The sequence below is a fragment of the Pseudomonas borbori genome (assembly GCF_900115555.1).
Classification (GTDB): domain Bacteria; phylum Pseudomonadota; class Gammaproteobacteria; order Pseudomonadales; family Pseudomonadaceae; genus Aquipseudomonas; species Aquipseudomonas borbori.
In genome coordinates this window covers 23,790-44,310 of sequence record NZ_FOWX01000030.1, presented here as the reverse complement: position 1 = coordinate 44,310, position 20,521 = coordinate 23,790, and the positions used below count along the sequence as shown (strand labels likewise).

Annotated in this window: 17 protein-coding genes; 11 read left to right on the top strand and 6 right to left on the bottom strand. The window is 64.3% G+C overall.

Features of this window, described 5'->3' with window-relative positions; genetic code table 11:
• Positions 1-125 precede the first annotated feature (125 nt).
• From norR to BM315_RS18985, 3 genes are all read left to right on the top strand, one after another.
• Positions 126-1,658: a nitric oxide reductase transcriptional regulator NorR gene (gene norR / locus BM315_RS18995; RefSeq protein WP_090504170.1), complete on the top strand. Its 1,533-nt coding sequence runs from the start codon at positions 126-128 to the stop codon at positions 1,656-1,658.
• A gap of 78 nt (positions 1,659-1,736) precedes the next feature.
• On the top strand, positions 1,737-2,687 hold the full coding sequence (locus tag BM315_RS18990) for a class I SAM-dependent methyltransferase (RefSeq protein WP_090504167.1): 951 nt from the start codon (positions 1,737-1,739) through the stop codon (positions 2,685-2,687).
• A gap of 83 nt (positions 2,688-2,770) precedes the next feature.
• Positions 2,771-3,172, top strand: coding sequence for a hypothetical protein (locus BM315_RS18985; protein ID WP_090504165.1), 402 nt, complete (start codon positions 2,771-2,773; stop codon positions 3,170-3,172).
• Between the two features lie 98 nt (positions 3,173-3,270).
• On the opposite strand, the gene BM315_RS18980 is transcribed toward BM315_RS18985, so the two are convergent.
• Positions 3,271-4,446, bottom strand: coding sequence for a GGDEF domain-containing protein (locus BM315_RS18980; protein ID WP_090504162.1), 1,176 nt, complete (start codon positions 4,444-4,446; stop codon positions 3,271-3,273).
• 240 nt (positions 4,447-4,686) lie between these two features.
• On the opposite strand from BM315_RS18980, the gene BM315_RS18975 reads away from it, so the two are divergent.
• A complete protein-coding gene (locus BM315_RS18975; RefSeq protein WP_244527328.1) occupies positions 4,687-5,046 on the top strand; it encodes a DUF2946 domain-containing protein in 360 nt (119 codons plus the stop codon).
• A 120-nt stretch (positions 5,047-5,166) separates the two neighbouring features.
• Positions 5,167-7,464 (top strand): TonB-dependent receptor plug domain-containing protein, encoded by a 2,298-nt coding sequence (locus BM315_RS18970; protein WP_090504160.1) that lies wholly within the window; start codon positions 5,167-5,169, stop codon positions 7,462-7,464.
• 237 nt (positions 7,465-7,701) lie between these two features.
• Here BM315_RS18970 and BM315_RS18965 read toward each other — a convergent pair whose 3' ends face one another.
• Positions 7,702-9,726: a peptidase U32 family protein gene (locus BM315_RS18965; protein WP_090504158.1), complete on the bottom strand. Its 2,025-nt coding sequence runs from the start codon at positions 9,724-9,726 to the stop codon at positions 7,702-7,704.
• Positions 9,727-9,813: 87 nt separating this feature from the next.
• Complete coding sequence (locus BM315_RS18960) at positions 9,814-11,337, bottom strand: fumarate hydratase (RefSeq protein ID WP_090504156.1); 1,524 nt, start codon at positions 11,335-11,337, stop codon at positions 9,814-9,816.
• 252 nt (positions 11,338-11,589) lie between these two features.
• On the opposite strand from BM315_RS18960, the gene BM315_RS18955 reads away from it, so the two are divergent.
• From BM315_RS18955 to BM315_RS18945, 3 genes are read left to right on the top strand one after another with little or no spacing between them, the layout of a single operon-like run.
• A complete protein-coding gene (locus tag BM315_RS18955; RefSeq protein ID WP_090504153.1) occupies positions 11,590-12,717 on the top strand; it encodes a GGDEF domain-containing protein in 1,128 nt (375 codons plus the stop codon).
• Positions 12,710-13,648, top strand: a complete 939-nt coding sequence (locus BM315_RS18950) for an iron-sulfur-binding ferredoxin reductase (protein WP_090504151.1) — start codon at positions 12,710-12,712, stop codon at positions 13,646-13,648. Before BM315_RS18955 ends, BM315_RS18950 begins: the two co-directional genes overlap by 8 nt.
• A 36-nt stretch (positions 13,649-13,684) precedes the next feature.
• A complete protein-coding gene (locus BM315_RS18945) occupies positions 13,685-14,458 on the top strand; it encodes an enoyl-CoA hydratase (protein ID WP_090504148.1) in 774 nt (257 codons plus the stop codon).
• A 145-nt stretch (positions 14,459-14,603) separates the two neighbouring features.
• Here BM315_RS18945 and pyk read toward each other — a convergent pair whose 3' ends face one another.
• Together pyk and BM315_RS18935 are read right to left on the bottom strand one after the other, a co-directional pair.
• Positions 14,604-16,055 (bottom strand): pyruvate kinase, encoded by a 1,452-nt coding sequence (gene pyk / locus BM315_RS18940; protein WP_090504147.1) that lies wholly within the window; start codon positions 16,053-16,055, stop codon positions 14,604-14,606.
• Between the two features lie 96 nt (positions 16,056-16,151).
• Complete coding sequence (locus BM315_RS18935) at positions 16,152-17,060, bottom strand: universal stress protein (RefSeq protein WP_090504227.1); 909 nt, start codon at positions 17,058-17,060, stop codon at positions 16,152-16,154.
• 189 nt (positions 17,061-17,249) lie between these two features.
• On the opposite strand from BM315_RS18935, the gene BM315_RS18930 reads away from it, so the two are divergent.
• The 3 genes from BM315_RS18930 (at position 17,250) to BM315_RS18920 (ending at position 18,534) form a co-directional block, all read left to right on the top strand.
• Entirely contained in the window at positions 17,250-17,624 is a 375-nt protein-coding gene (locus tag BM315_RS18930) for a tetratricopeptide repeat protein (RefSeq protein ID WP_090504145.1), read from the top strand.
• A 70-nt stretch (positions 17,625-17,694) separates the two neighbouring features.
• Positions 17,695-18,117, top strand: a complete 423-nt coding sequence (locus BM315_RS18925; RefSeq protein ID WP_090504113.1) for a DUF4124 domain-containing protein — start codon at positions 17,695-17,697, stop codon at positions 18,115-18,117.
• A gap of 60 nt (positions 18,118-18,177) precedes the next feature.
• On the top strand, positions 18,178-18,534 hold the full coding sequence (locus BM315_RS18920) for a PilZ domain-containing protein (protein WP_090504111.1): 357 nt from the start codon (positions 18,178-18,180) through the stop codon (positions 18,532-18,534).
• A gap of 322 nt (positions 18,535-18,856) precedes the next feature.
• Here the strand turns inward: BM315_RS18920 and mqo are convergent, their stop codons facing one another.
• A complete protein-coding gene (gene mqo / locus BM315_RS18915; RefSeq protein WP_090504108.1) occupies positions 18,857-20,359 on the bottom strand; it encodes a malate dehydrogenase (quinone) in 1,503 nt (500 codons plus the stop codon).
• Positions 20,360-20,521: the final 162 nt, after the last annotated feature.

Here is a 20,521-nt window from a genome sequence, read left to right as displayed (position 1 = left end):
CTCTATTGCAGGTGTCGTGCCATTTACCAAGTCATTGAAATGCAAGGGTTTTGTAATCTGCAATTGTCTAATTGACAGGGTGCCTGTATTGTCAGTTCGACATATCTGAGTCATTAGGACAGAACATGTCACTTTCGATGGACAGCCTGGCGCGCATCGCCCTCGACCTGCAGTGGGGTATCTCCAATCAGGATCGTTTCCAGCAACTGATCAACAGCCTGCGCCAGCTGCTGTTGTGCGATGCCCTGGCCTTGCTGCGCTACGAGGGCCAGCTGTTCCGCCCGCTGGCGATCGATGGCCTGACCCCGGACGTGCTCGGTCGGCGCTTCCGTCTTGGCGAGCATCCGCGCCTGGAGGCCATCGCCCGTGCCGGCGACGTGGTGCGTTTCCCTGCCGACAGTCAGTTGCCCGATCCTTACGACAACCTGATCCTGCCCAGCCGCGAGCAGCTCAAGGTGCATGCCTGCATCGGCCTGCCGCTGTTCGCCAACCAGACCCTGATCGGCGCGCTGACCATCGACGGTTACGACCCTGCCCAGTTCGATCATTTCAACGACGAGGAGCTGCGCCTGATCGGCGCGCTGGCCTCGGCGGCGCTGAGCAATGCGCTGCTGGTCGAGCGCCTGGAGCAGCAGACGGTGGCGCCGATCGCCAACCCGCTGGCGAACAAGCCGGGCGCGGACGAGATCGTCGGCCTGTCGAGCGGCATGCTGCAGCTGAAGAAGGAAATCGGCGTGGTCGCCGGCTCCGACCTCAACGTGCTGATCATGGGCGAGACCGGGGTCGGCAAGGAGCTGGTGGCCAAGGCCATCCACCTGGCCTCGCCGCGCGCCGACCATCCGCTGGTCTACCTCAACTGCGCGGCGCTGCCCGAATCGGTGGCCGAGAGCGAGCTGTTCGGCCACGTCAAGGGCGCCTTCACCGGCGCCATCCACCACCGCGCCGGCAAGTTCGAGATGGCCGACCAGGGCACCCTGTTCCTCGACGAGATCGGCGAGCTGTCGCTGACCCTGCAGGCCAAGCTGCTGCGCGTGCTGCAGTACGGCGACCTGCAGCGCATCGGCGACGACCGCAGCCTCAAGGTCAACGTGCGCATCCTCGCCGCCACCAACCGCGACCTGAAGGGCGCGGTGTTGGCCGGGCAGTTCCGCGCCGATCTCTACCACCGCCTCAGCGTGTTCCCGATCACGGTGCCGGCGCTGCGCGAGCGGCAAGAGGACATCGCCCTGCTCAGCGGCTTCTTCTGCGAGCGTTGCCGCAGCCAGCTGGGCCTGGGCAGCCTGGCCCTGAGCAAGGCCGCGCTGGCGCTATTGCAGCGCTACCCCTGGCCGGGCAACGTGCGCGAGCTGGAGCACGCCATCCACCGCGCCGCGGTGCTGGCGCGGGCCGAGCAAGGCCTTGGCGAAGTGCTGCTCAAGCCGGCCTACTTCAGCCTGGAAGCCTCGGTCCAGGCGGACAGCCAGAACCCGCTGACACCCGCCAAGGCGGCCACCGCAGCGCTTGCTGTCGGTCTGCGCGATGCTACCGACGAGTTTCAGGGCCAACTGATCCGCCAGGCTCTGGAGAGCTTCGGCGGTAACTGGTCGGCCACTGCCCGTCACTTGCAGATCGACAGCGGCAACCTGCATCGCCTGGCCAAGCGCTTGGGGGTCAAGTAACAGCGCGGGCCCACCTTGGCTCGCTAAACGCTCCGTTGCGTTTAAAATGCGCCACACCGCCATGTGATAAAGCGCCCCATGAACCCAGATGCCATCGCCACCCTGCAGCAGCAGTTGCTCGCCGCATTAAGCCCCGCTCCCGACGAGGCGCGCCGCCTGTTCCACGGCCGCGGGCGCCGCTGGTCGGGGCTCGAGCAGGTCACGGTCGACTGGCTGCAGGGCGTGCTGCTGGTGGCGCTGTTCCGCGAGCCGGGGCCGGCGGAGCTGGCCGCGCTGCAACACATGCTCATGACGCTGACCCGGTCGAGCGCCTGGCTGGACAGCCAGGCGCACAGCCTGTTGCTGCAGCACCGCTATCTGCCGGACAGTGCGACCCAGTGGCTGCTGGGCGAGGAGCGTGACGAGTGGCTGATCAGCGAGAACGGCCTGCGCTTCAAGCTGGATCTGGGCAAGAAGCAGAACACCGGCCTGTTTCTCGACATGCGCTACGGTCGCCGCTGGGTACAGGCCCAGGCGCGCGGCAAGCGGGTGCTCAATCTGTTCGCCTACACCTGCGGCTTCTCGGTGGCCGCCATCGCCGGTGGCGCCGAGCATGTAGTGAACCTGGACATGGCCAGGGCGGCTCTGAGCCGCGGGCGGGACAATCACCGCCTGAATGGACATGACCTGGGTCGGGTGAGCTTCCTCGGTCACGAGCTGTTCAAGTCCTGGGGCAAGGTGAAAAAGAGCGGTCCCTATGACCTGGTGATCATCGACCCGCCGTCTTTCCAGAAAGGCAGTTTCGTCCTGACCCAGGATTATCGGAAAGTCCTGCGCCGCCTGCCCGAGTTGCTCGGCGAGCAGGGCCTGGTCCTGGCCTGCATGAATGACCCGGACATCGGCCCCGACTTTCTACAGCAAAGCATGGCCCTCGAAGCGCCGGGCCTGCGCTTTGTCGAGCGCCTGGACAACCCGCCGGAGTTCGCCGACAGCCAGCCTGACAGCGGCTTGAAAGCCCTGGTCTTCGCCCGCCAGCCGGAGCGGTGGTGAAAAAGCGCTCGCCTACGGCGCTCGCTATTTTCCCGGGCGCCGCTGCCTCCTGTAGTCTGCAATCCTGACCCAAGGAGATTCCCATGCCCCCGATCGACCCCCAGCAGCGCCTGACCATTCTCGGCCATCCGGACGCCCGGGACTGCACCGTCTACCGGCCGGATGAAGATGATCCCGACGCCGAAGAACTGGACCTCGGCGATGCCAAAGTCCTGTTCACCGGCGCGTTCCAGGCACCTGCCGACTGGGACGAACTCGAGCGAGCCGACTTCTTCGGCGATGCCGCGCCCGAGGCGTTCGTCACCGCCTATATCGAGTGCGAGGCCAAGCCCGGTTCGGCCGGCTTCTTCGTGGCCGACATCGGCGACTATGTGGCGAGCATGGCTGGGCTGGGCGAGGTGGTGATGTTCTATGTACATGACTACGACGAGGGCCAGCAGGGCAGGCACTACACCCTCATTCGCGATGATGAGCCGCTGGCGTGAGGTGGCCCGACAGCCACCGAGAGGCTGGGAAAACCACGCTCGCCCCGCCGGCCATGGACGATGGGGCTGGGCGCGATGCCGGTCGCAGCCTGGCAACATTACGCTTGCTGGGTGGCGAGGCTGTTGTGGCCGTATATCCGGTTGCGGCCGCCTTGTTTGGCCAGGTACATGCGCCGGTCGGCCAGCTCCAGTAGCTCGTGGCAGCTTGGCGCCTGGTCATGGCGGCGCTCGGCCAGGCCGATGCTGGCGGTCAGCGGGCTGCCGTCCGGGCGGTTGCCCAGGCCGTGCTGCATCAGGCGCTGCAGGGCCTGGTCGGCCTGGGCCATGTCGGTGTTGGGCATGATCAGGAGGAACTCTTCGCCACCCCAGCGCAGCAGGCTGTCGGCGTCGCGCAGGTTGTTCTGCAGGTGGGTGGCGAAAGCGCAGAGGATGCGGTCGCCGGCATCATGGCCGAAGTTGTCGTTGATCGCCTTGAAGTGATCGAGGTCGATGAAGGCCAGGCTCAGGTAGCTGTCGTTGCGCTGCGCGCCGCCCCAGTGCAGGTCGAGGATCTCCTCGCCGCTGCCGCGCGAGAGCATGCCGGTCAGCGGGTCGTGAATGGCCTGGCGCAGTAGGGCGATCATGAACGCCAGCTGGCTCATGCTGGCCAGGGCGGTGACTCCGGCAATCAGGATCAGCAGCCAGAAGCCGCCGGCGAAGGAGGGCCAGTTGAGGGTCGACCAGCCCAGATAACCAGCCAGGCCCTGAGCCAGCAGCAACAGGCTGGCCAGGGTCAGGTTCTCCTTCAGGGTGAGGGGGAAGATGGACAGCCCGGCCATCAGCACGAAGGGCAGGAAGGCATAACCAGTGGCCGCCGCCGCGGAAAATTCGGTGAGCTGATGGCTGCCGAGCAGGGTGTGCGAGGCTACGTAGAACAGCGTGGGTATGGCGAACAGCAGGGTGATGGCGCGGTAGGCTTCGAACAGGTTGCCGCTGGGGCGATAGAACAGCAGCAGGCAGACGAAGGCGCCGCTGGCCAGGACGCGGAACAGTGCCAGCCCGGCCCACAGGCTGAAGTCGAAAATCATGATGTCGATCACTGCCCACAAGGGGGTGAGCACGGCAAACAGGAAGGCGAACAACCGCACGCGGTTTACGATCATGGTTGCCCGACGTTGGTCGAGCAGCGGTGAGTGCCGGCGCGGCGTGAGCAGTTGCGGCAGTTCGCTGGGGCGCAGTTCTCCGGGCAGCAGGGTCGCCAGGCAGCGGATCAGAGATTCCAGTGCGGATGTCATGATTGTTCTCGTATCAAACTCTCGGGCTGCGTCCTGCAGCCGGCAGAGTGCCAGTATCACGCTATCGGCTGCGGGAAATCCTGACGCGGATCATTAACTTGAGCAGCGGCTCGGCTTTATTCCGGGGCCGCCATGCATAGGCGCACTGACTCGCTGCGACCTTCTGTCCCAGCCCGGGACGCACCGCCTTTGCGCTAGCATGCCGCCGTTCGTCATGTTTCCCGGTCAAGGATAGAGCTCTTGTCATATTCGCAAGGTACCCGCTACTGCAGCCGGCTTGGCCTGTTGGCCATGCTGTTGCTGCTGGTCGGGCCGTTGCTGGGGCAGGGCTTGAACCAGGGCGACAGCGAAGCGGACTGGCGTAGCGAGCTGGCCTGTAGCAGTGAGCATGAGAAGTCGCCAAGCGTCGCCCATGGGCTGGATTGGGCGAAGTGCGGCTATTGCACCCTGCTGTTGAGTTCGCCGGCCGTTCCCGGCAGTGCGCCGCAGGCGTCGCCCTGCCTGGCGCCGTCCCCCCTGAGTACGCTGCCGGCGCCGCTGGCGGCAAGCCGTGACAGCGTATTCCCTGGTGCGCTGACCCGCGCTCCGCCCATTTTCTAGTGCCTGGGCAACCGTCGGTTGCCACCTTGTTGTCTGCCGCCTGGCCGTCGTGCGCTGTCGCCCCTTGGGTGCGCGTGCGGGTCTTGCGCTGCTCATTACCTGTGCCTAGAGAAATGTCCCATGTCCCGTATCCGTGTCGATTCCCGCACCTGCGCCGCCCTGTTGGTTTTGTTCAGCCCGTTGGCGCTGGCCGTAGAAACCGCCAATTCCGATTTGCACGCTGAGCACGCCGCGCCATCGCAGCCTGCCGTTGCCGGAGCGCTGCAACTTGAACCCACCCTGGTCACGGCCGAGCAAGTGCCGCTCGGTGCCACCGCGGTTTCGCCGCAAACCCTGCGCAACCTGAGCCCGACGACCAGCGACACGGCCTCGCTGTTGCGCGCTGTGCCCGGCGTCAGCCTCAACGGCGCCGGGGGGATTTCCAGTCTGCCGGTCATCCGCGGCCTGGCCGATGACCGTCTGCGGATCAAGGTCGATGGTATGGATCTGGTGTCTTCCTGCCCCAACCATATGAACCCGGCCTTGTCCTATATCGACCCGAGCAATCTGGGCAAGCTCCAGGTATTTGCCGGCATCACCCCGGTCAGCGTCGGTGGCGACAGCATCGGTGGCACCATCATCGCCGAGAGCACCGCGCCAGAGTTCGCCGCGCCGGGGGCGGCGAGCATCAACAAGGGGGAGGTGGGCGCCTTCTTGCGCAGCAATAACGATGCGCGTGGCGGCAACTTCTCCGCCACCCATGCCAACGATGTGTTCAACATTCGTTATGCCGGCAGCTACAGCAAGGCCAACAACTACATGGCCGGCGACGACTTCAAGAACAGCACCAGCACCGGCCAGCTCGGCAACGGCTCGCCGCTGGATGAAGTGGCCTCCAGCGCCTACGAGAAGGAAAACCATGATCTGAGCATGGCGCTCAAGCTGGGCGAGGATCTGCTGGAACTCAAGCTCGGTTACCAGCACGTACCAGAGGAGCTGTTCCCCAACCAGCGCATGGACATGACCGACAACACCCAGGAGCGCATCAGCCTGCGTTACCTGAGCCTGTTCGATTGGGGCGATCTGGAGACCCTGGTCTATCACGAGAAGGTCGAGCACAAGATGGACTTCGGCCCGGACAAGCGCTTCTGGTATGGCATGCAGTCGATGGTTCCCGGCAGCACGGACAGCCGTGCCTGCAACCCGATTTCCCCGACCTGCGCCGCCGGCATGCCGATGGAGAGCGAAGGCAAGACCCTCGGCGGCAGCGTCAAGGCCAGCATCGAGCTGAGCGAGCGCGACCTGCTGCGGGTCGGCGGTGACTACCAGCGCTATCGCCTCAATGATTTCTGGCCGGCCTCGGGTGGTGGCATGTGGCCGAATACCTTCGACAACATCAACGACGGCGAGCGCGATCGCCTCGGCCTGTTCGGCGAGTGGGAAGCGCAGCTCAGCCCGAGCTGGCTGACCCTGCTGGGCGTGCGTTACGAACATGTGGCCAGCGATGCCGATGAGGTGCACGGCTATGGTCACGCGGGGGGCGGCCAGCTCGTCGAAGCGGCCGCCTTCAATGCCAGCGACCGCAGTCAGAACGACAACAACTGGGATCTGACGGCTCTGGCGCATTACAGCCACGACGCCAATCTGGATATCGAGTTCGGCGTGGCGCGCAAGGTGCGTTCGCCCAACCTGTATGAGCGTTACACCTGGTCCAGCTGGGCCATGGCCGCGACCATGAACAACTTCGTCGGCGACGGCAATGGCTATGTCGGCAACGTCGACCTCAAGCCGGAAGCGGCGCACATCGCCTCGGCCACCTTCGACTGGCACAGCAGCGATCGCAGCCACGAACTCAAGGTCACGCCGTTCTACACCCGGGTCAACGATTACATCGACGCCGTGAGCCTGCCGGGCAAGACGATTGTCCCGGAGCAGTTCAACGTGTTGCAGTACGCCAACCAGTCGGCGCGCATCTATGGCGTGGACATTGCCGGGCGCCTGCCGCTGGCCAGCAATGGGCTGGGCCAGTGGGGTTTCACCGGGCTGGTCAACTACAGCAACGGCAAGAACCGCGACAGCGGCGATGAGCTGTACAACATCATGCCGCTCAACACCACGCTGACCCTGACTCAGCAACTCGGCGGCTGGAGCAACAGCCTGGAGATGGTTAGCGTGCAGTCGAAGAACGACGGCTCCGACGTGCGCAACGAGATCCAGACGGCCGGCTACACCCTGTTCAATCTGCGCTTGAGCCACAGCTGGGACAAGGTGCGGCTGGACTTCGGCGTGGAGAACCTGGCGGACAAGTTCTACTTCCAGCCCACCGGTGGTGCCTACACCGCCCAGGGCCGGACCATGTCGATGAATGGCATCGAGTGGGGCGTCGCGGTGCCTGGAATGGGCCGTTCCTTCTACACCGGGGTCAATGTGGCCTTCTGAGTCTGTTCTCGGACAGCCTCCTGGTGTCGCGACACGAATCATCTGTCGCTTTTCGTGGGAGCGGTCGGGCGGCGGAGTGCCGCCCAGCCGTTCCCACAGATGTCTACAAAAGCAGCAGGCACCACATACCGACATTTCAACGCTGTCGCGACACTAGGGCGCTCGAGAATGGCGCGCCCGCCCGCCTGTCGAATTACCCGGAGTCGCCCGGCTGAACCGCGGGACTTCGGCAGTTCCTCAGTGGCTGCCGGGTTTTTTCTTGATGCTCTTGAGCAGGTCTTCCGGGGTGATCTGGCCGACGATGTTGCGCTGGCTGGCGGCGCTGCCCGGCTGGGGCTGGTTGAGGATGTGGCCCTTGATCTTGCCGCTGATGTGCATCTCGCAGGGCTTGCAGTCGAATGTCAGGGTCAGTACTTCGTTCTGGTGGATCAGCTGCATGGGCGCGACCTTGGTGCGTACGCCGGTGACGCCCTTGGCCTGCTTGGGGCAGAGGTTGAAGGAGAAGCGCAGGCAGTGCTTGGTGATCATCACCGGCACCTCGCCGGTTTCCTCGTGGGCCTCGAAGGCCGCGTCGATCAGCTGCACGCCGTAGCGCTGGTAGAAGGCCCGGGCCTTGGCGTTATAGACATTGGCCAGGAAGGTCAGGTGGGACTCGGGATACACCGGTGGCGGTACGCTGACCGGCTTGCGCGCGCCGCGCGGGTGGGCGGCCTGACGGGCGGAGGTCAAGGCGCCGATGGCTTCACGGCGCAGGGCTTTGAGCTGGGAACCGGGAATGAAGGGCAGCGTCTCGGCGTCGATCCGTACGTCGGTGACGTAGTAATTCGTGGTGCCCAGCTTGCTCAGGGTATCGCTCAACTGCTCGCGGGCCTGCCTGGCGTCCTTGGCGGCGGCGAAGGGGCCGGCCAGGCTGACGCTGGCGCTGATGCCCTCTTCGCTACTGACGTTCAGCCGCAACTGCTCGCCGTCCAGGGCCAGTTGCCAGTTGACCGCCACCCGGCGCTCGGCGGAGGTCTTCTGCAGCGCCTGCTGCCAGTTGTGATCCAGGTTGCGGTTGAGCGGGTGCAGCGGGCGCAGGCGGCCGAGGGCCTCGGGCATCTCGTTGGGTTCGACGCGGTAGCGCCAGCGTGGCGCGCCGCCTTCCTCGCCTTCTTCATAAAAGGTGCCCTTGAGTTCGGCGACGTTGGCGCGAAAGCCCACCACTTCGCGCTTGACCAGCACATTGAGGCCGTCGCCATTGGCCAGCGGCGTGTCGGTGACGGCGATCAGGTCGCGCTTGTTGACCTTTTCCACCCGGCCCACCGCCAGACCGGTGAAGGTCGGCGAGTCAAAGGCACCGATGTCGACCAGGCGATCCTTGACGAAGTAGTCGGTGCTGCCGCGGTGGAAAGTCTTGTCCGGGTCGGGGATGAAGAAGTGCTCGGTGCGGCCGCTGGAGGCGCGGGCCAGGTGCGGGCGCTGGTCGAGTATGGCGTCCAGCTCGCGGCGGTAATGCGCGGTGATGTTTTTCACATAACTCATGTCCTTGTAGCGGCCCTCGATCTTGAACGAGCGCACGCCGGCATCCACCAGGTCGGCCAGGTTGGCGGTCTGGTTGTTGTCCTTCATCGACAGCAGGTGCTTGTCATAGGCCACCACGCGGCCTTGGTCGTCCTTGAGGGTGTAGGGCAGGCGGCAGGCCTGGGAGCAGTCGCCACGGTTGGCGCTGCGTCCGGTCTGCGCATGGGAGATGTTGCACTGCCCGGAAAACGCCACGCACAGCGCGCCGTGGATAAAGAACTCGATGGCCGAGTCGACGCTCTGGCTGATGCGGCGAATTTCTTCCAGGTTCAGCTCGCGCGCCAGCACCAGCTGGGAGAAGCCGGCAGCGGCGAGAAAACGGGCCTTGTCCAGGGTGCGGATATCGCACTGGGTGCTGGCGTGGATCTCGATGGGCGGAATATCCAGCTCCATCACGCCCATGTCCTGCACGATCAACGCATCGACCCCGGCCTCGTACAGCTGCCGGATCATCTGCCGCGCCGGTTCCAGTTCGTCGTCATGCAGGATGGTGTTGAGGGTGACGAACACCCGCGCATGGAACAGCTGGGCAAACTGCACCAGCTCGGCAATCTGCGCCACGCTGTTGCTGGCGTTGTGGCGCGCGCCGAAGCCGGGGCCGCCGATATACACGGCGTCGGCGCCATGCAGGATGGCTTCCTTGGCGATGTCGACGTTGCGGGCTGGGCTGAGCAGTTCGAGATGGTGCTGGGGCAGGGACATGGCGGAGTTTCGATCGAATAGGGGATTTGCAAAATGACAAACCCGGCCTGCAGGGCAGGCCGGGTTTGTCGGGGCACGCGCGCTAGCTTACTTGATCTCGACGGCCAGGCTGTCGTGGATCTTCTTCTGCCAGATCGCCGGGCCGGTAATGTGCACCGACTCGCCCTTGGTGTCGACCGCGACGGTCACCGGCATGTCTTTCACTTCGAACTCGTAGATGGCTTCCATGCCCAGTTCGGCGAAGGCCACCACGCGCGATTTCTTGATCGCCTGCGACACCAGGTAGGCGGCGCCGCCGACGGCCATCAGGTACACGGCCTGGTTGTCCTTGATCGCCTCGATGGCAATCGGACCGCGCTCGGACTTGCCGATCATGCCGAGCAGACCGGTGCTTTCGAGGATCTGCCGGGTGAACTTGTCCATCCGCGTGGCCGTAGTCGGGCCGGCCGGGCCGACCACTTCTTCGCGCACCGGATCGACCGGGCCGACGTAGTAGATGAAGCGGCCTTTCAGGTCGACCGGCAGCTGTTCACCCTTGTTGAGCATTTCGACCATGCGCTTGTGCGCGGCGTCGCGGCCAGTGAGCATCTTGCCGTTGAGCAATACGGTCTCGCCCGGCTTCCAGCTCTGCACGTCTTCCGGGGTCAGGGTGTCGAGATTCACCCGGCGGGCGCTCGGGCCGGCTTCCCAGACGATTTCCGGGTAGGCGTCCAGATCCGGCGCCTCCAGCTCGGCCGGGCCTGTGCCGTCGAGGACGAAGTGGGCGTGACGGGTGGCGGCGCAGTTGGGGATCATGCACACCGGCAGGGAGGCGGCGTGGGTCGGGTAGTCCATGATCTTGACGTCGAGTACCGTGGTCAGGCCGCCGAGGCCCTGGGCGCCGATGCCCAACTGGTTGACCTTGTCGAACAGTTCCAGGCGCAGCTCTTCGATGCGGTTCTGCGGGCCACGGGCCTTCAGCTCATGGATGTCGATGGACTCCATCAGCACTTCCTTGGCCATCAGCGCGGCTTTCTCGGCGGTGCCGCCGATGCCGATCCCGAGCATGCCCGGCGGGCACCAGCCGGCGCCCATTTCCGGCACGGTCTTGAGCACCCAGTCGACGATCGAGTCGGACGGGTTGAGCATGGCCATTTTCGACTTGTTCTCCGAGCCGCCGCCCTTGGCCGCGACGTCCACTTCGACCTTGTCGCCGGGGACGATGGAGTAGTGGATCACCGCCGGGGTGTTGTCCTTGGTGTTCTTGCGGCTGCCTGCCGGGTCGGCCAGGATCGAGGCGCGCAGGACGTTCTCCGGCAGGTTGTAGGCGCGTCGTACACCTTCATTGATCATGTCGTCGACGCTCATGGTCGCGCCGTCCCAGCGCACGTCCATGCCGACGCGGATGAATACGGTGACGATGCCGGTGTCCTGGCAGATCGGCCGGTGGCCGGTGGCGCACATGCGCGAGTTGATCAGGATCTGCGCCATGGAGTCGCGCGCGGCCGGGGATTCTTCCTTGAGGTAGGCCTCGTGCATGGCCTGGATGAAATCCACGGGGTGGTAGTAGGAGATGAACTGCAGGGCATCGGCGACGCTCTGGATCAGGTCGTCTTGCTTGATCACGGTCATGCTTGGCGCTCCTTTTGTGAAGGTAGGAGTTGTAAAGCTGGGAGTAGTGCAGAAGCTTCGGCGGCGAACCACGAATCGACGCGCGGGCGCAGTAAAAAAGGCGCGGCAGTATAACGCGCAGGTGCCTGGGCGGACAGCCGCCGGCGGTCGACCTTGGTCGCTGATCGCCCGCTGAACATGCTGGGCATTTGCTCAGCACAGGCGTAGAGTTGCTGGCTGAATGCCGGTATGGGATGGAGCCCATAAGTCCCCATGAGCCTAAGCCATCAGCGGGTCACTCAGCATACCCTGCAACGCCTGCTGCTGAAGCGATTCGGCATGGCGACGGCGACCTACGCCCTGACGGGGCTGTTGTGCTGGGTCGCGCTATTCAACGATCTGTTTCGTGCCTCGATAGCGACTGCGCTGTTGCTTACCGGGCTGGCGACACTGAGCCAGTTGGTGTTTCTCGGCCTGTTTGTCTCCGGGCAGAACCTGCGTTTTCGTGACCCCAGCCTGACCGAAGCGCAGGTGCTGGTGGCCCTGATCTGGTTGACGCTGTTGCTGGGCATGTTTGCCAATGGCCGCGGCGCCTTGCTGGCAATCTACGTAGTGATCCTGTTGTTCGGCGTGTTCCAGTTACCGCCCCGGGTGTTTGCGCGCTGCGCGCTGATCGCTTTTTTCGGCTTTGCCGGACTGAATCTTTATGAAGCCTTTGTGAACCGGCTGGCCGATCCCGCTCTGGCCATCTTGCAGGTCAGCGTGCTGGGTGGCGTGATGCTCTGGCTGAGCCTGTTCGCCAGCTATGTGCAGGCCATGCGTCAGCGTATGCGCCAGCGCCGCTTCGCCTTGCAGGCGCACCAGGACACCCTGCGCGGAATGATGCGCCAGCTCGAAGACCTGGTGGCCACCGACGAATTGACCGGCCTGTTCAACCGCCGCCATTTCCTGCGCTTTGCCAAGAGCGCGCTGGAAAGCCTGCGCGTGGGACGCCAGCACGGCCTGGCGCTGATCGATCTGGATCACTTCAAGCGGATCAACGATACCCACGGCCACGCCGCCGGCGATCGCGTGCTGCAGACCTTCGCCGGTGTGGCCCAGGCCTGTCTGCGCGATGGCGACGTCATCGCCCGTTACGGCGGCGAGGAGTTCGTGCTGTTGCTGCCCAACACCCAGTCCGATCAGTTCACCGCCTGTTGCGAGCGCTTGCGCGAGGCCTTCAATCAGGCTGAACCCGTGGGCATTAAGGTGGATACTCTGAGCTTGTCCATCGGAATGACCTTGCTGACCATGCACGATGATCTGGATGAGGCGCTGCAACGCGCCGATCAGGCGCTCTATCGGGCCAAGCGCAGCGGACGTAACCGTTGCGCGGCGGCCTGGGAGGATGCCGATGCCTGAGCTTCGGGTGGGTGAGCAACGGCTGACCGTTGCGCCTGCCAGCAACCTGCTCGATGCCCTGCTGCAGGGTGGGGTTGCCGTGCCTTATAGCTGCCGTTCGGGCAGTTGCCATGCCTGCCTGGTGCGTTGCCTGCGCGGAGAACCGCTGGATGGCAAACCCGAGGCGCTCGACCCGCAGCGTCGCCAGCAGGGCTGGCGGCTGGCATGCCAGTGCCGGATCGTCGACGACCTGCAGGTCGAGGTGTTCGATCCGCTGCGCGATGGCCGCCCCGCGCGGATCGCTGCCTGCGACTGGCTCGGCCCGGATGTGCTGCGCCTGCGCCTGATCCCGCAGCAACCGCTGCGTTACCGGGCCGGCCAGCATCTGGTGCTCTGGACCGATACGGGGATTGCCCGGCCTTATTCGCTGGCCAGCCTGCCGGACGAAGACCCCTGGCTGGAGTTCCACCTGGACTGCCGTCATAGCGGCGCGTTCAGCGATGCGGCGCGGGCTTTCAAGCCGGGCGATGCCTTGCGTCTCGGTGAACTGCGCGGCGGCGCCTTGCACTACGATGCCGACTGGCAGATGCGCCCGCTCTGGCTGCTGGCGGCCGGCACCGGGCTGGCGCCGCTGTATGGGGTGCTGCGCGAAGCACTGCGCCAGGGTCACCAGGGCAGCATCCGGGTCATTCACCTGGCCCATGAGCGAAGCGGGCATTACCTGGCCGAGCCCCTGGCGCAGCTGGTGACGGAGCATCCGCAGCTGCAGGTCGAGCTGCTCGACGCGGCCGAGTTGCCGGCGGCTTTGGCCGAACTGCGCCTTGTTTCCCGGCAAACCCTCGCCTTACTCTGCGGCCACCCCGACAGTGTCGAAACCTTTACCCGGCGCCTGTATCTGGCAGGCATGCCGCGTAACCAGATGTTTGCCGACCTGTTTTTACCGCACGCCTGATAACCACCTCTGCGGCGTGATCCCGGAGCATGAGTGATGAGCGAACACCTGTTGGTCGAGCGCGAAGAGGGTCTGTTGACCCTGCGCCTGAATCGGTTGCACAAGAAAAACGCCCTGACCCGGGCGATGTACAGCGCCATGGCCGAGGTGCTCGAACAGGCCGATCGGGACGCCAGCGTGCGCGCCGTGCTGATCACCGGCGGCGAGGATTGCTTCACCAGCGGCAACGATGTGGCCGATTTCATCCAGGCGCCGCCGGCCGGTCTGAACAGTGAAGTGTTCCGGTTCATGCAGGCCCTGTTCGAGTTCAGCAAGCCGGTGGTGGCGGCGGTCAGCGGGCCGGCGGTGGGCATAGGCACTACCCTGCTGTTGCATTGCGACCTGGTCTACGTCAGCCGCGAGGCGAGCCTGAGAATGCCCTTCGTCAACCTGGGCTTGTGCCCCGAATACGGTTCCAGCCTGATCCTGCCGCGCCTGCTCGGCCATGCGCGGGCGGCCGAGCTGTTGCTGCTGGGACAAGGCTTCAGTGGCGAGCAGGCGGCCGCCTGGGGCATAGCCAATCAGGCCCTGGAGGACGGCGCCGCGACCCTGGCCAAGGCCCGCGAGATGGCTCTGCGTTTCCAGCACCTGGCGCCCGCGGCGGTAGCCGACAGCAAGCGCCTGATGCGCGCACCGGGTCGTGACGAGTTGCGCCGGGTGATCGAGGAGGAGGGCGCGCTGTTCGGCCAGCGCCTGCGCTCGCCGGAGGCCATCGAAGCGTTGACGGCCTTTATCCAGCGGCGCGCGCCGGATTTCTCCAAATTCGGCTGACCGCCGGCTCGTAGGGTGTGCGGGGCCGCCTAGGCCATGCGCACCGGCAGTTTCCATGGAGCCCTTGGTGCGCGTGGCGCACCCTACGCTGCACAAACGAAAAGGCCGCTCGATCGAGCGGCCTTTTGGCGTTACGGCGCAGGTGCTACACCAGCGCTTCACCGACATGCAGGATCTTCATGCCGTTGGTGCCGCCGATGGTGTGGTAGCTGTCGCCCTTGGTCAGGATCACCCAGTCGCCCGGCTTGACCACACCACGTTTGAGCAGTTCGTCCACGGCCGCCTGGCTGACTTGTTCCGGGGGCAGGGCCGCCGGGTCGAAGGGCACGGTGTAGACGCCGCGGAACAGGGCGGCGCGGGCCTGGGTAGCGCGGTGCGGGGAGAAAGCGTAGATCGGCACCGAGGAGCGAATCCGCGACATGATCAGCGGGGTGTAGCCGCTTTCGGTCAGGGCGATGATCGCTTTGACGCCCGGGAAGTGGTTGGCCGTGTACATGGCCGCCAGGGCGATGCTTTCGTCGCAACGCTCGAAGGTCGTGCCCATGCGATGGCTGGAGGCTTTGCTGGTCGGGTGCTTCTCGGCGCCGACGCAGATCCGCGCCATGGCTTGCACCGCTTCCAGCGGGTAGGCGCCGGCGGCACTTTCCGCCGAGAGCATCACCGCGTCGGTGTAGTCGAGCACGGCGTTGGCTACGTCGGAGACTTCGGCGCGGGTCGGCATCGGGTTCTGGATCATCGACTCCATCATCTGCGTCGCCGTGATCACCGCCTTGTTGTGGCGGCGCGCATGCAGAATGATCTTCTTCTGGATGCCGCACAGTTCGGCGTCGCCGATCTCCACGCCGAGGTCGCCGCGGGCGACCATGACCGCGTCGCTGGCGCGGATCAGGCCGTCGAGGGTTTCGTCGTCGGCCACCGCTTCGGCGCGTTCGATCTTGGCCACCAGCCAGGCGCTGCCGCCCGACTCGTCGCGCAGTTTGCGCGCGTACTCCATGTCCGAGGCGTCGCGCGGGAAGGACACGGCCAGGTAATCCAGGTCCATCTCGGCGGCGAGGATGATGTCGGCCTTGTCCTTTTCGGTCAGCGCCGGCGCGGTCAGGCCACCGCCGCGACGGTTGATGCCTTTATGGTCGGACAGTGGGCCGCCGATCAGTACCGAGCAGTGCAGGGCGTCGGCATCGGCGCTGTCCACGCGCATCACCACCCGACCGTCGTCGAGCAAGAGTTCGTCGCCGACGCCACAGTCCTTGACCAGGTCCGGGTAGTCGATGCCGACGATTGCCTGGGTGCCTTCGGTCAGCGGATGGCTGGTGGAAAAGGTGAAGCGGTCGCCGACCTTGAGTTCGATGCGCTTGCAGGCGAACTTGGCGATGCGGATCTTCGGTCCTTGCAGGTCGCCGAGCAGGGCGACATGCCGGCCGTGCTTGGCGGCCAGTTCGCGCACCAGCTTGGCGCGGGCCTTGTGCTCGTCGGGAGTGCCGTGGGAGAAGTTCAGGCGGGCAACATCCAGACCCGCAACGATCAGCTGCTCGAGAACCTCGGGCGAATTGCTCGAAGGACCAAGGGTGGCGACGATTTTGGTACGGCGAAAGGTCATGCGCTGACTCCTGAGTTGCGATTGAGCGCGAGGCTACTACGGCGTAACCCTGTAGTCATTGTTGCTCTGCACTACCTTTCGACGCGGCGGTTGTGTCTACGCCTGCTCAGGTTTGAGTACCAATAGATCGCAGTCCAGGTTCTCCAGAATACGTTCCGCGGTATGCCCGATCAGGGCCGTATCCAGGTGGCCGCGGGCGATGGCGCCCATCAGCAGCAGGTCGACATGCTGCTCGCGAACGAAGCGTGGCAGCACTTCTTCGGCGAAACCCTCGATCAGGTGGGTGTCGGGCGTGGCGATCGGATAGTGGCCGATCAACTGCTCGAAGGCCTCGCGGTGCTGGGCGGCGCAGCGGGCGACATAGTCGTCGTAATTGGCGACCAGTTGGGCATCGAACATCAGGGTGCGCGGTAGCGGGGAATAACTGTGCAGATAGTGAGCCCGCATGCCCAATTGACCGCTCAGCTCGCTGGCGGCGCGAATCAGTTGATGGTCGAGCGCCGCCGGTTTGTCGGCGCTGTGCAGCGGATCGAGCGCCGCGCACAGGCTGTGGCCCTGCCACTCGGCATGGTGCACCAGCCATAGCGGTATCGGGCAATGGCGGATCAACTGCCAGCAGCTGTTGGTCAGCAGCAGCCGGCGTAGCAGGCTGTCGTGAACGGTGGACTTGAGCACAAGGTCCGGCGCCAGTTCGGCCACTTTCTCCAGGACCAGCTTGTGCAGCGGCCTGCCCCAGCGCACGTCCAGATGCACCTCCAGGCCCTCGGCCCGCAGCGGCGCAGCCAATTCCTCCAGCCATGCCGTGCCCCGCTCGATCAGGGCGGCCCGTCCCCGGCTTTGCATGGCCGTATCGAACAGATGGCCGGCTTCCAGGGCGGCGTTGTATTCGACCAGCAGCAGGTGCAGTTGCGCGCGGGTCTTGCGTGCCAGCCAGACTGCCCGATCGAGTGCCGGCTGGGGCGTCTGCTGGGGATCGATGACAACCAGTAGCTGTTGCAGATTCATGGCCTGGACCTCGCTGTGGATTAGCTGCACATTGCAGCGCATGGGGGCGCTGCTGGCGTTGATCTGTATCAGCTTAGTGGACACGGCGGCTGGCGGCTGGGTTGCACGCGGGTGCCTGAGCCGGGTGTCGGTGGTGTCCTGCAGATTTTTGCGTATCGGTCGATACCCTGCTCAGTGGAGGAGAGACCCATGCGAACCCTGTTGATTCTGATCCTGGCGCTCGGCGCCGCCGGCTGTACCCGTTGGTCGCTCGACCATCATTTGAACAACGCCTATCGCGCCTACGAGCGGGGCGATTGTCCGCAGGTCATGCTGGAGTTATCCCGGGCCGAGCGCAAAAGTCGTTCGCGTGGCTACCTGCAGCCGGAAATCTCCCTGCTGCGTGGCCAGTGCCTGGAGCGGCAAAATCTGTTCGTCGATGCGGCGCAGACTTACGAGTTCATCATCAGCCGTTATCCCGCCAGCGAATATGCGTTCCGTGCTCGCGCCCGCCTGGAGACCTTGCGGCAGTTGGGTCATTACCGTCCTGCAGGAGCGGCCAAGGCCGCCTCCACGGCACTCTGACCGCTGGTCGCAGGGTTTGGCGATGTGGCATGGCAGAGGTAAGCTGACGAATCATTCAGGGAGGAAATGTATGCGTCTGTTGCTTTGTCTATTGTTGTTGCCTGGATTGGCAGCGGCAGAGATTTACCGTTGGGTCGATGCCAATGGCCAGGTGCATTTCGGGCAACGGCCTGTTGCTCCCGGAGCCGAGCAGGTCGAGGTCAGGCCGCAGGTGATCGAGCGTGACGAGGCGACCCGTGAACGCCAGGAGCGTACCGCGCGCTTTCATGAGGCGCGCCGCGCCGAGCAGGCGCAGGCTTCGACTGTTTCAGCCGAACGCCAAGCCCTGCGTGCGCAGGAGTGCGGCGAGCTGCGTAGCAGGTTGGCGCAGATCCCGGAGGGGCGCCGCTATTTCCACTCCGAGGCGAATGGCGAGCGGACCTACTACAGTGATGAACAGCTCGATGCCGCTCGTCGCCAGCTACGTGACCGGGTGTCAGAGCGCTGTTCCTGAAACTGGTTTAAGAGCAGTAGTGCGGCCATACTTAAAGGCCATTCATAGCGATTTGCCATTATGCCTACGCAGCGTCGAATAGAGCGTCAGCAGTTGCCTTATTATCTGAAGGTGTTCAATCGTATTACCGATAAGCCAATGGGCTATATCGGCAATGTGTCGTTGGACGGCCTGATGTTGATCAGTCAACTGCCGTTGCTGGTGGGCGCGCGCTTCGAGATGCGCTTGAAGATTCCAGGGCAGAATGCGCAGCGCTTTATCGACTTCTCCGCTACCTGCCAATGGTGCCGCGAGGATGTCACGCCAGGCAGTTTTGACTCCGGCTTCGCTCTGGTGAAGCCGCCAGCAGAGTTCGTCGAGATGGTCGATGCGTTGCGTCAGTATTTCAGCTTCTATCCCTTGGCGGCCTCCGCCTAGGGCGGCGCTGATCGATCTGCGAGGGGCATCGCTACACTCAGCCATCCGGCGAAAGTGGCACTTCCCCTACGTTCCGCGAAGCACCAAAAAAAGGCCATGTCCCACTAACATGTTGCGTTCAGGCTTCGGCGCTTAGTGTGAAGGATCTAACCCCGTAGGGTGCGCCGTGCGCGCCAGCGCTGGCTGCAGACTCTTGGTGCGCACGGCGCACCCGACCTATTGCGGCCCTTGCAAGCTGCCCAAACGTCCCATGCAACACCTAACTGGTACATAGCCATAAAAAAACCGCCTCGGGAGGCGGTTTTTCAGTTCTGCAGCGGGATCAAGCCATTGCCGGCTCGTTCAGTTGCAGCAGTTCGTCGGAACGCGCCTGCACCTCGCTGTAGCGTTCGGCGTCGTTGGCGAGCACCTCGGCCGTGGCGGGGAAGATCTCGTTCAGCTTGCTGCGCCACTGCTCGGATGCAACCTGCTTGGGGAAGCAGCGCTGCAGCAGGTCAAGCATGATCGACACGGTCACCGAGGCGCCTGGCGATGCGCCGAGCAGGGCGGCGATGGAGCCGTCCCGGGCCGCGACCAGTTCGGTGCCGAATTGCAGGATGCCGCCGTGCTTGGCATCTTTCTTGATGATCTGCACGCGCTGACCGGCCATTTCCAGGCGCCAGTCCTCGGCTTTCGCCAGGGGGTAGAAACCGCGCAGGGTGTTCAGGCGTTTTTCATCGGACTGCATTACTTCCTTGATCAGGTAGCGCGTCAGGTCGAAGTTGTCGCGTGCGACCGCGAGCATCGGGCCGATGTTGCCGGGGCGGATCGACAGCGGCAGATCGAGCAAGGAGCCGTGGCGCAGGAATTTGGTCGAGAAGCCGGCGTAGGGCCCGAACAGCAGGGATTTCTTGCCGTCGACCACGCGGGTGTCGAGGTGCGGTACCGACATCGGCGGCGAACCCACTTCGGCCTGGCTGTAGACCTTGGCTTCGTGCTGTTTGACCACTTCGGGGTTGTCGCAGCGCAACCACTGGCCGCTCACCGGGAAACCGCCGTAACCTTTGCCTTCCGGGATGCCGGACATCTGCAGCAACGGCAGGGCGGCACCGCCGGCTCCGAGGAAGACGAACCTGGCCTGGATGGTGCGCTGACCGCCGTTCTGCAGATCCTTGATGCTGACGCGCCAGCCTTGCTCGTTGCGCTCGAGGCCGGTGACCTTCTGGCTGCATTTGACCCGTGCGTTGGGCTGTGTGCCCAGGTGGTCGAGCAGGTGTTTGGTCAGGGTGCCGAAGTTGACGTCGGTGCCGGCCATGACCCGGGTCGCGGCAATCGGTTCGTTGGGATCGCGCCCCGGCAGCATCAGTGGCATCCACTTGGCCATGGTGGCGCGGTCTTCGGTGTATTCCATGTCGGCGAAGGCGTGGTGCTGGGTGAGTGCCTTGAAGCGCGTCTTGAGGAAGTCGATACCTTCATGGCCGCGCACGAAGCTCAGGTGCGGCACCGGGGTGATGAAGGACTTGGGCGAGCCGAAGGTGCCTTTCTTGACTAAATAGGCCCAGAACTGCTTCGACTCCTCGAACTGGGTGTTGATGGTCACCGACTTCTTGATGTCGATCGAACCATCCGCCGCTGGCGGCGTGTAGTTCAGTTCGCACAGCCCGGCATGGCCGGTACCTGCGTTGTTCCAGGGATTGGAGCTTTCGATCGCCCCGGACTCCATCAATTCGATGACTTCCAGCTTGAGGGTCGGATCTAGCTCTTTCAGTAGCACGGCCAAGGTCGCGCTCATGATGCCGGCGCCAACCAGCACCGCATCTACCGTTTCGTAATCGTTATGCGCCATTACCACGTCTCCTAAAAATACAGCACCCAATTGACGGCCAGAGGCCTAAGCGTGAAACAACGCCTATCAGCAGTCGCCGAGATGTCCTGGGATGAGGCAGGAGGGGGTAGCGGAGCATTTGCCCGCCGCAAGATCGTTCATTTTCGCCACACTCTTGTGAAG

Excerpts from the sequence above, each read along its gene's own strand:
- norR (WP_090504170.1), top strand. The coding sequence starts at position 126 with ATGTCACTTTCGATGGACAGCCTGGCGCGCATCGCCCTCGACCTGCAG.
- BM315_RS18990 (WP_090504167.1), top strand. The coding sequence starts at position 1,737 with ATGAACCCAGATGCCATCGCCACCCTGCAGCAGCAGTTGCTCGCCGCA.
- BM315_RS18985 (WP_090504165.1), top strand. The coding sequence starts at position 2,771 with ATGCCCCCGATCGACCCCCAGCAGCGCCTGACCATTCTCGGCCATCCG.
- BM315_RS18980 (WP_090504162.1), bottom strand. The coding sequence starts at position 4,446 with ATGACATCCGCACTGGAATCTCTGATCCGCTGCCTGGCGACCCTGCTG.
- BM315_RS18970 (WP_090504160.1), top strand. The coding sequence starts at position 5,167 with ATGTCCCGTATCCGTGTCGATTCCCGCACCTGCGCCGCCCTGTTGGTT.
- BM315_RS18965 (WP_090504158.1), bottom strand. The coding sequence starts at position 9,726 with ATGTCCCTGCCCCAGCACCATCTCGAACTGCTCAGCCCAGCCCGCAAC.
- BM315_RS18960 (WP_090504156.1), bottom strand. The coding sequence starts at position 11,337 with ATGACCGTGATCAAGCAAGACGACCTGATCCAGAGCGTCGCCGATGCC.
- BM315_RS18955 (WP_090504153.1), top strand. The coding sequence starts at position 11,590 with ATGAGCCTAAGCCATCAGCGGGTCACTCAGCATACCCTGCAACGCCTG.
- BM315_RS18950 (WP_090504151.1), top strand. The coding sequence starts at position 12,710 with ATGCCTGAGCTTCGGGTGGGTGAGCAACGGCTGACCGTTGCGCCTGCC.
- BM315_RS18945 (WP_090504148.1), top strand. The coding sequence starts at position 13,685 with ATGAGCGAACACCTGTTGGTCGAGCGCGAAGAGGGTCTGTTGACCCTG.
- pyk (WP_090504147.1), bottom strand. The coding sequence starts at position 16,055 with ATGACCTTTCGCCGTACCAAAATCGTCGCCACCCTTGGTCCTTCGAGC.
- BM315_RS18935 (WP_090504227.1), bottom strand. The coding sequence starts at position 17,060 with ATGAATCTGCAACAGCTACTGGTTGTCATCGATCCCCAGCAGACGCCC.
- BM315_RS18930 (WP_090504145.1), top strand. The coding sequence starts at position 17,250 with ATGCGAACCCTGTTGATTCTGATCCTGGCGCTCGGCGCCGCCGGCTGT.
- BM315_RS18925 (WP_090504113.1), top strand. The coding sequence starts at position 17,695 with ATGCGTCTGTTGCTTTGTCTATTGTTGTTGCCTGGATTGGCAGCGGCA.
- BM315_RS18920 (WP_090504111.1), top strand. The coding sequence starts at position 18,178 with ATGCCTACGCAGCGTCGAATAGAGCGTCAGCAGTTGCCTTATTATCTG.
- mqo (WP_090504108.1), bottom strand. The coding sequence starts at position 20,359 with ATGGCGCATAACGATTACGAAACGGTAGATGCGGTGCTGGTTGGCGCC.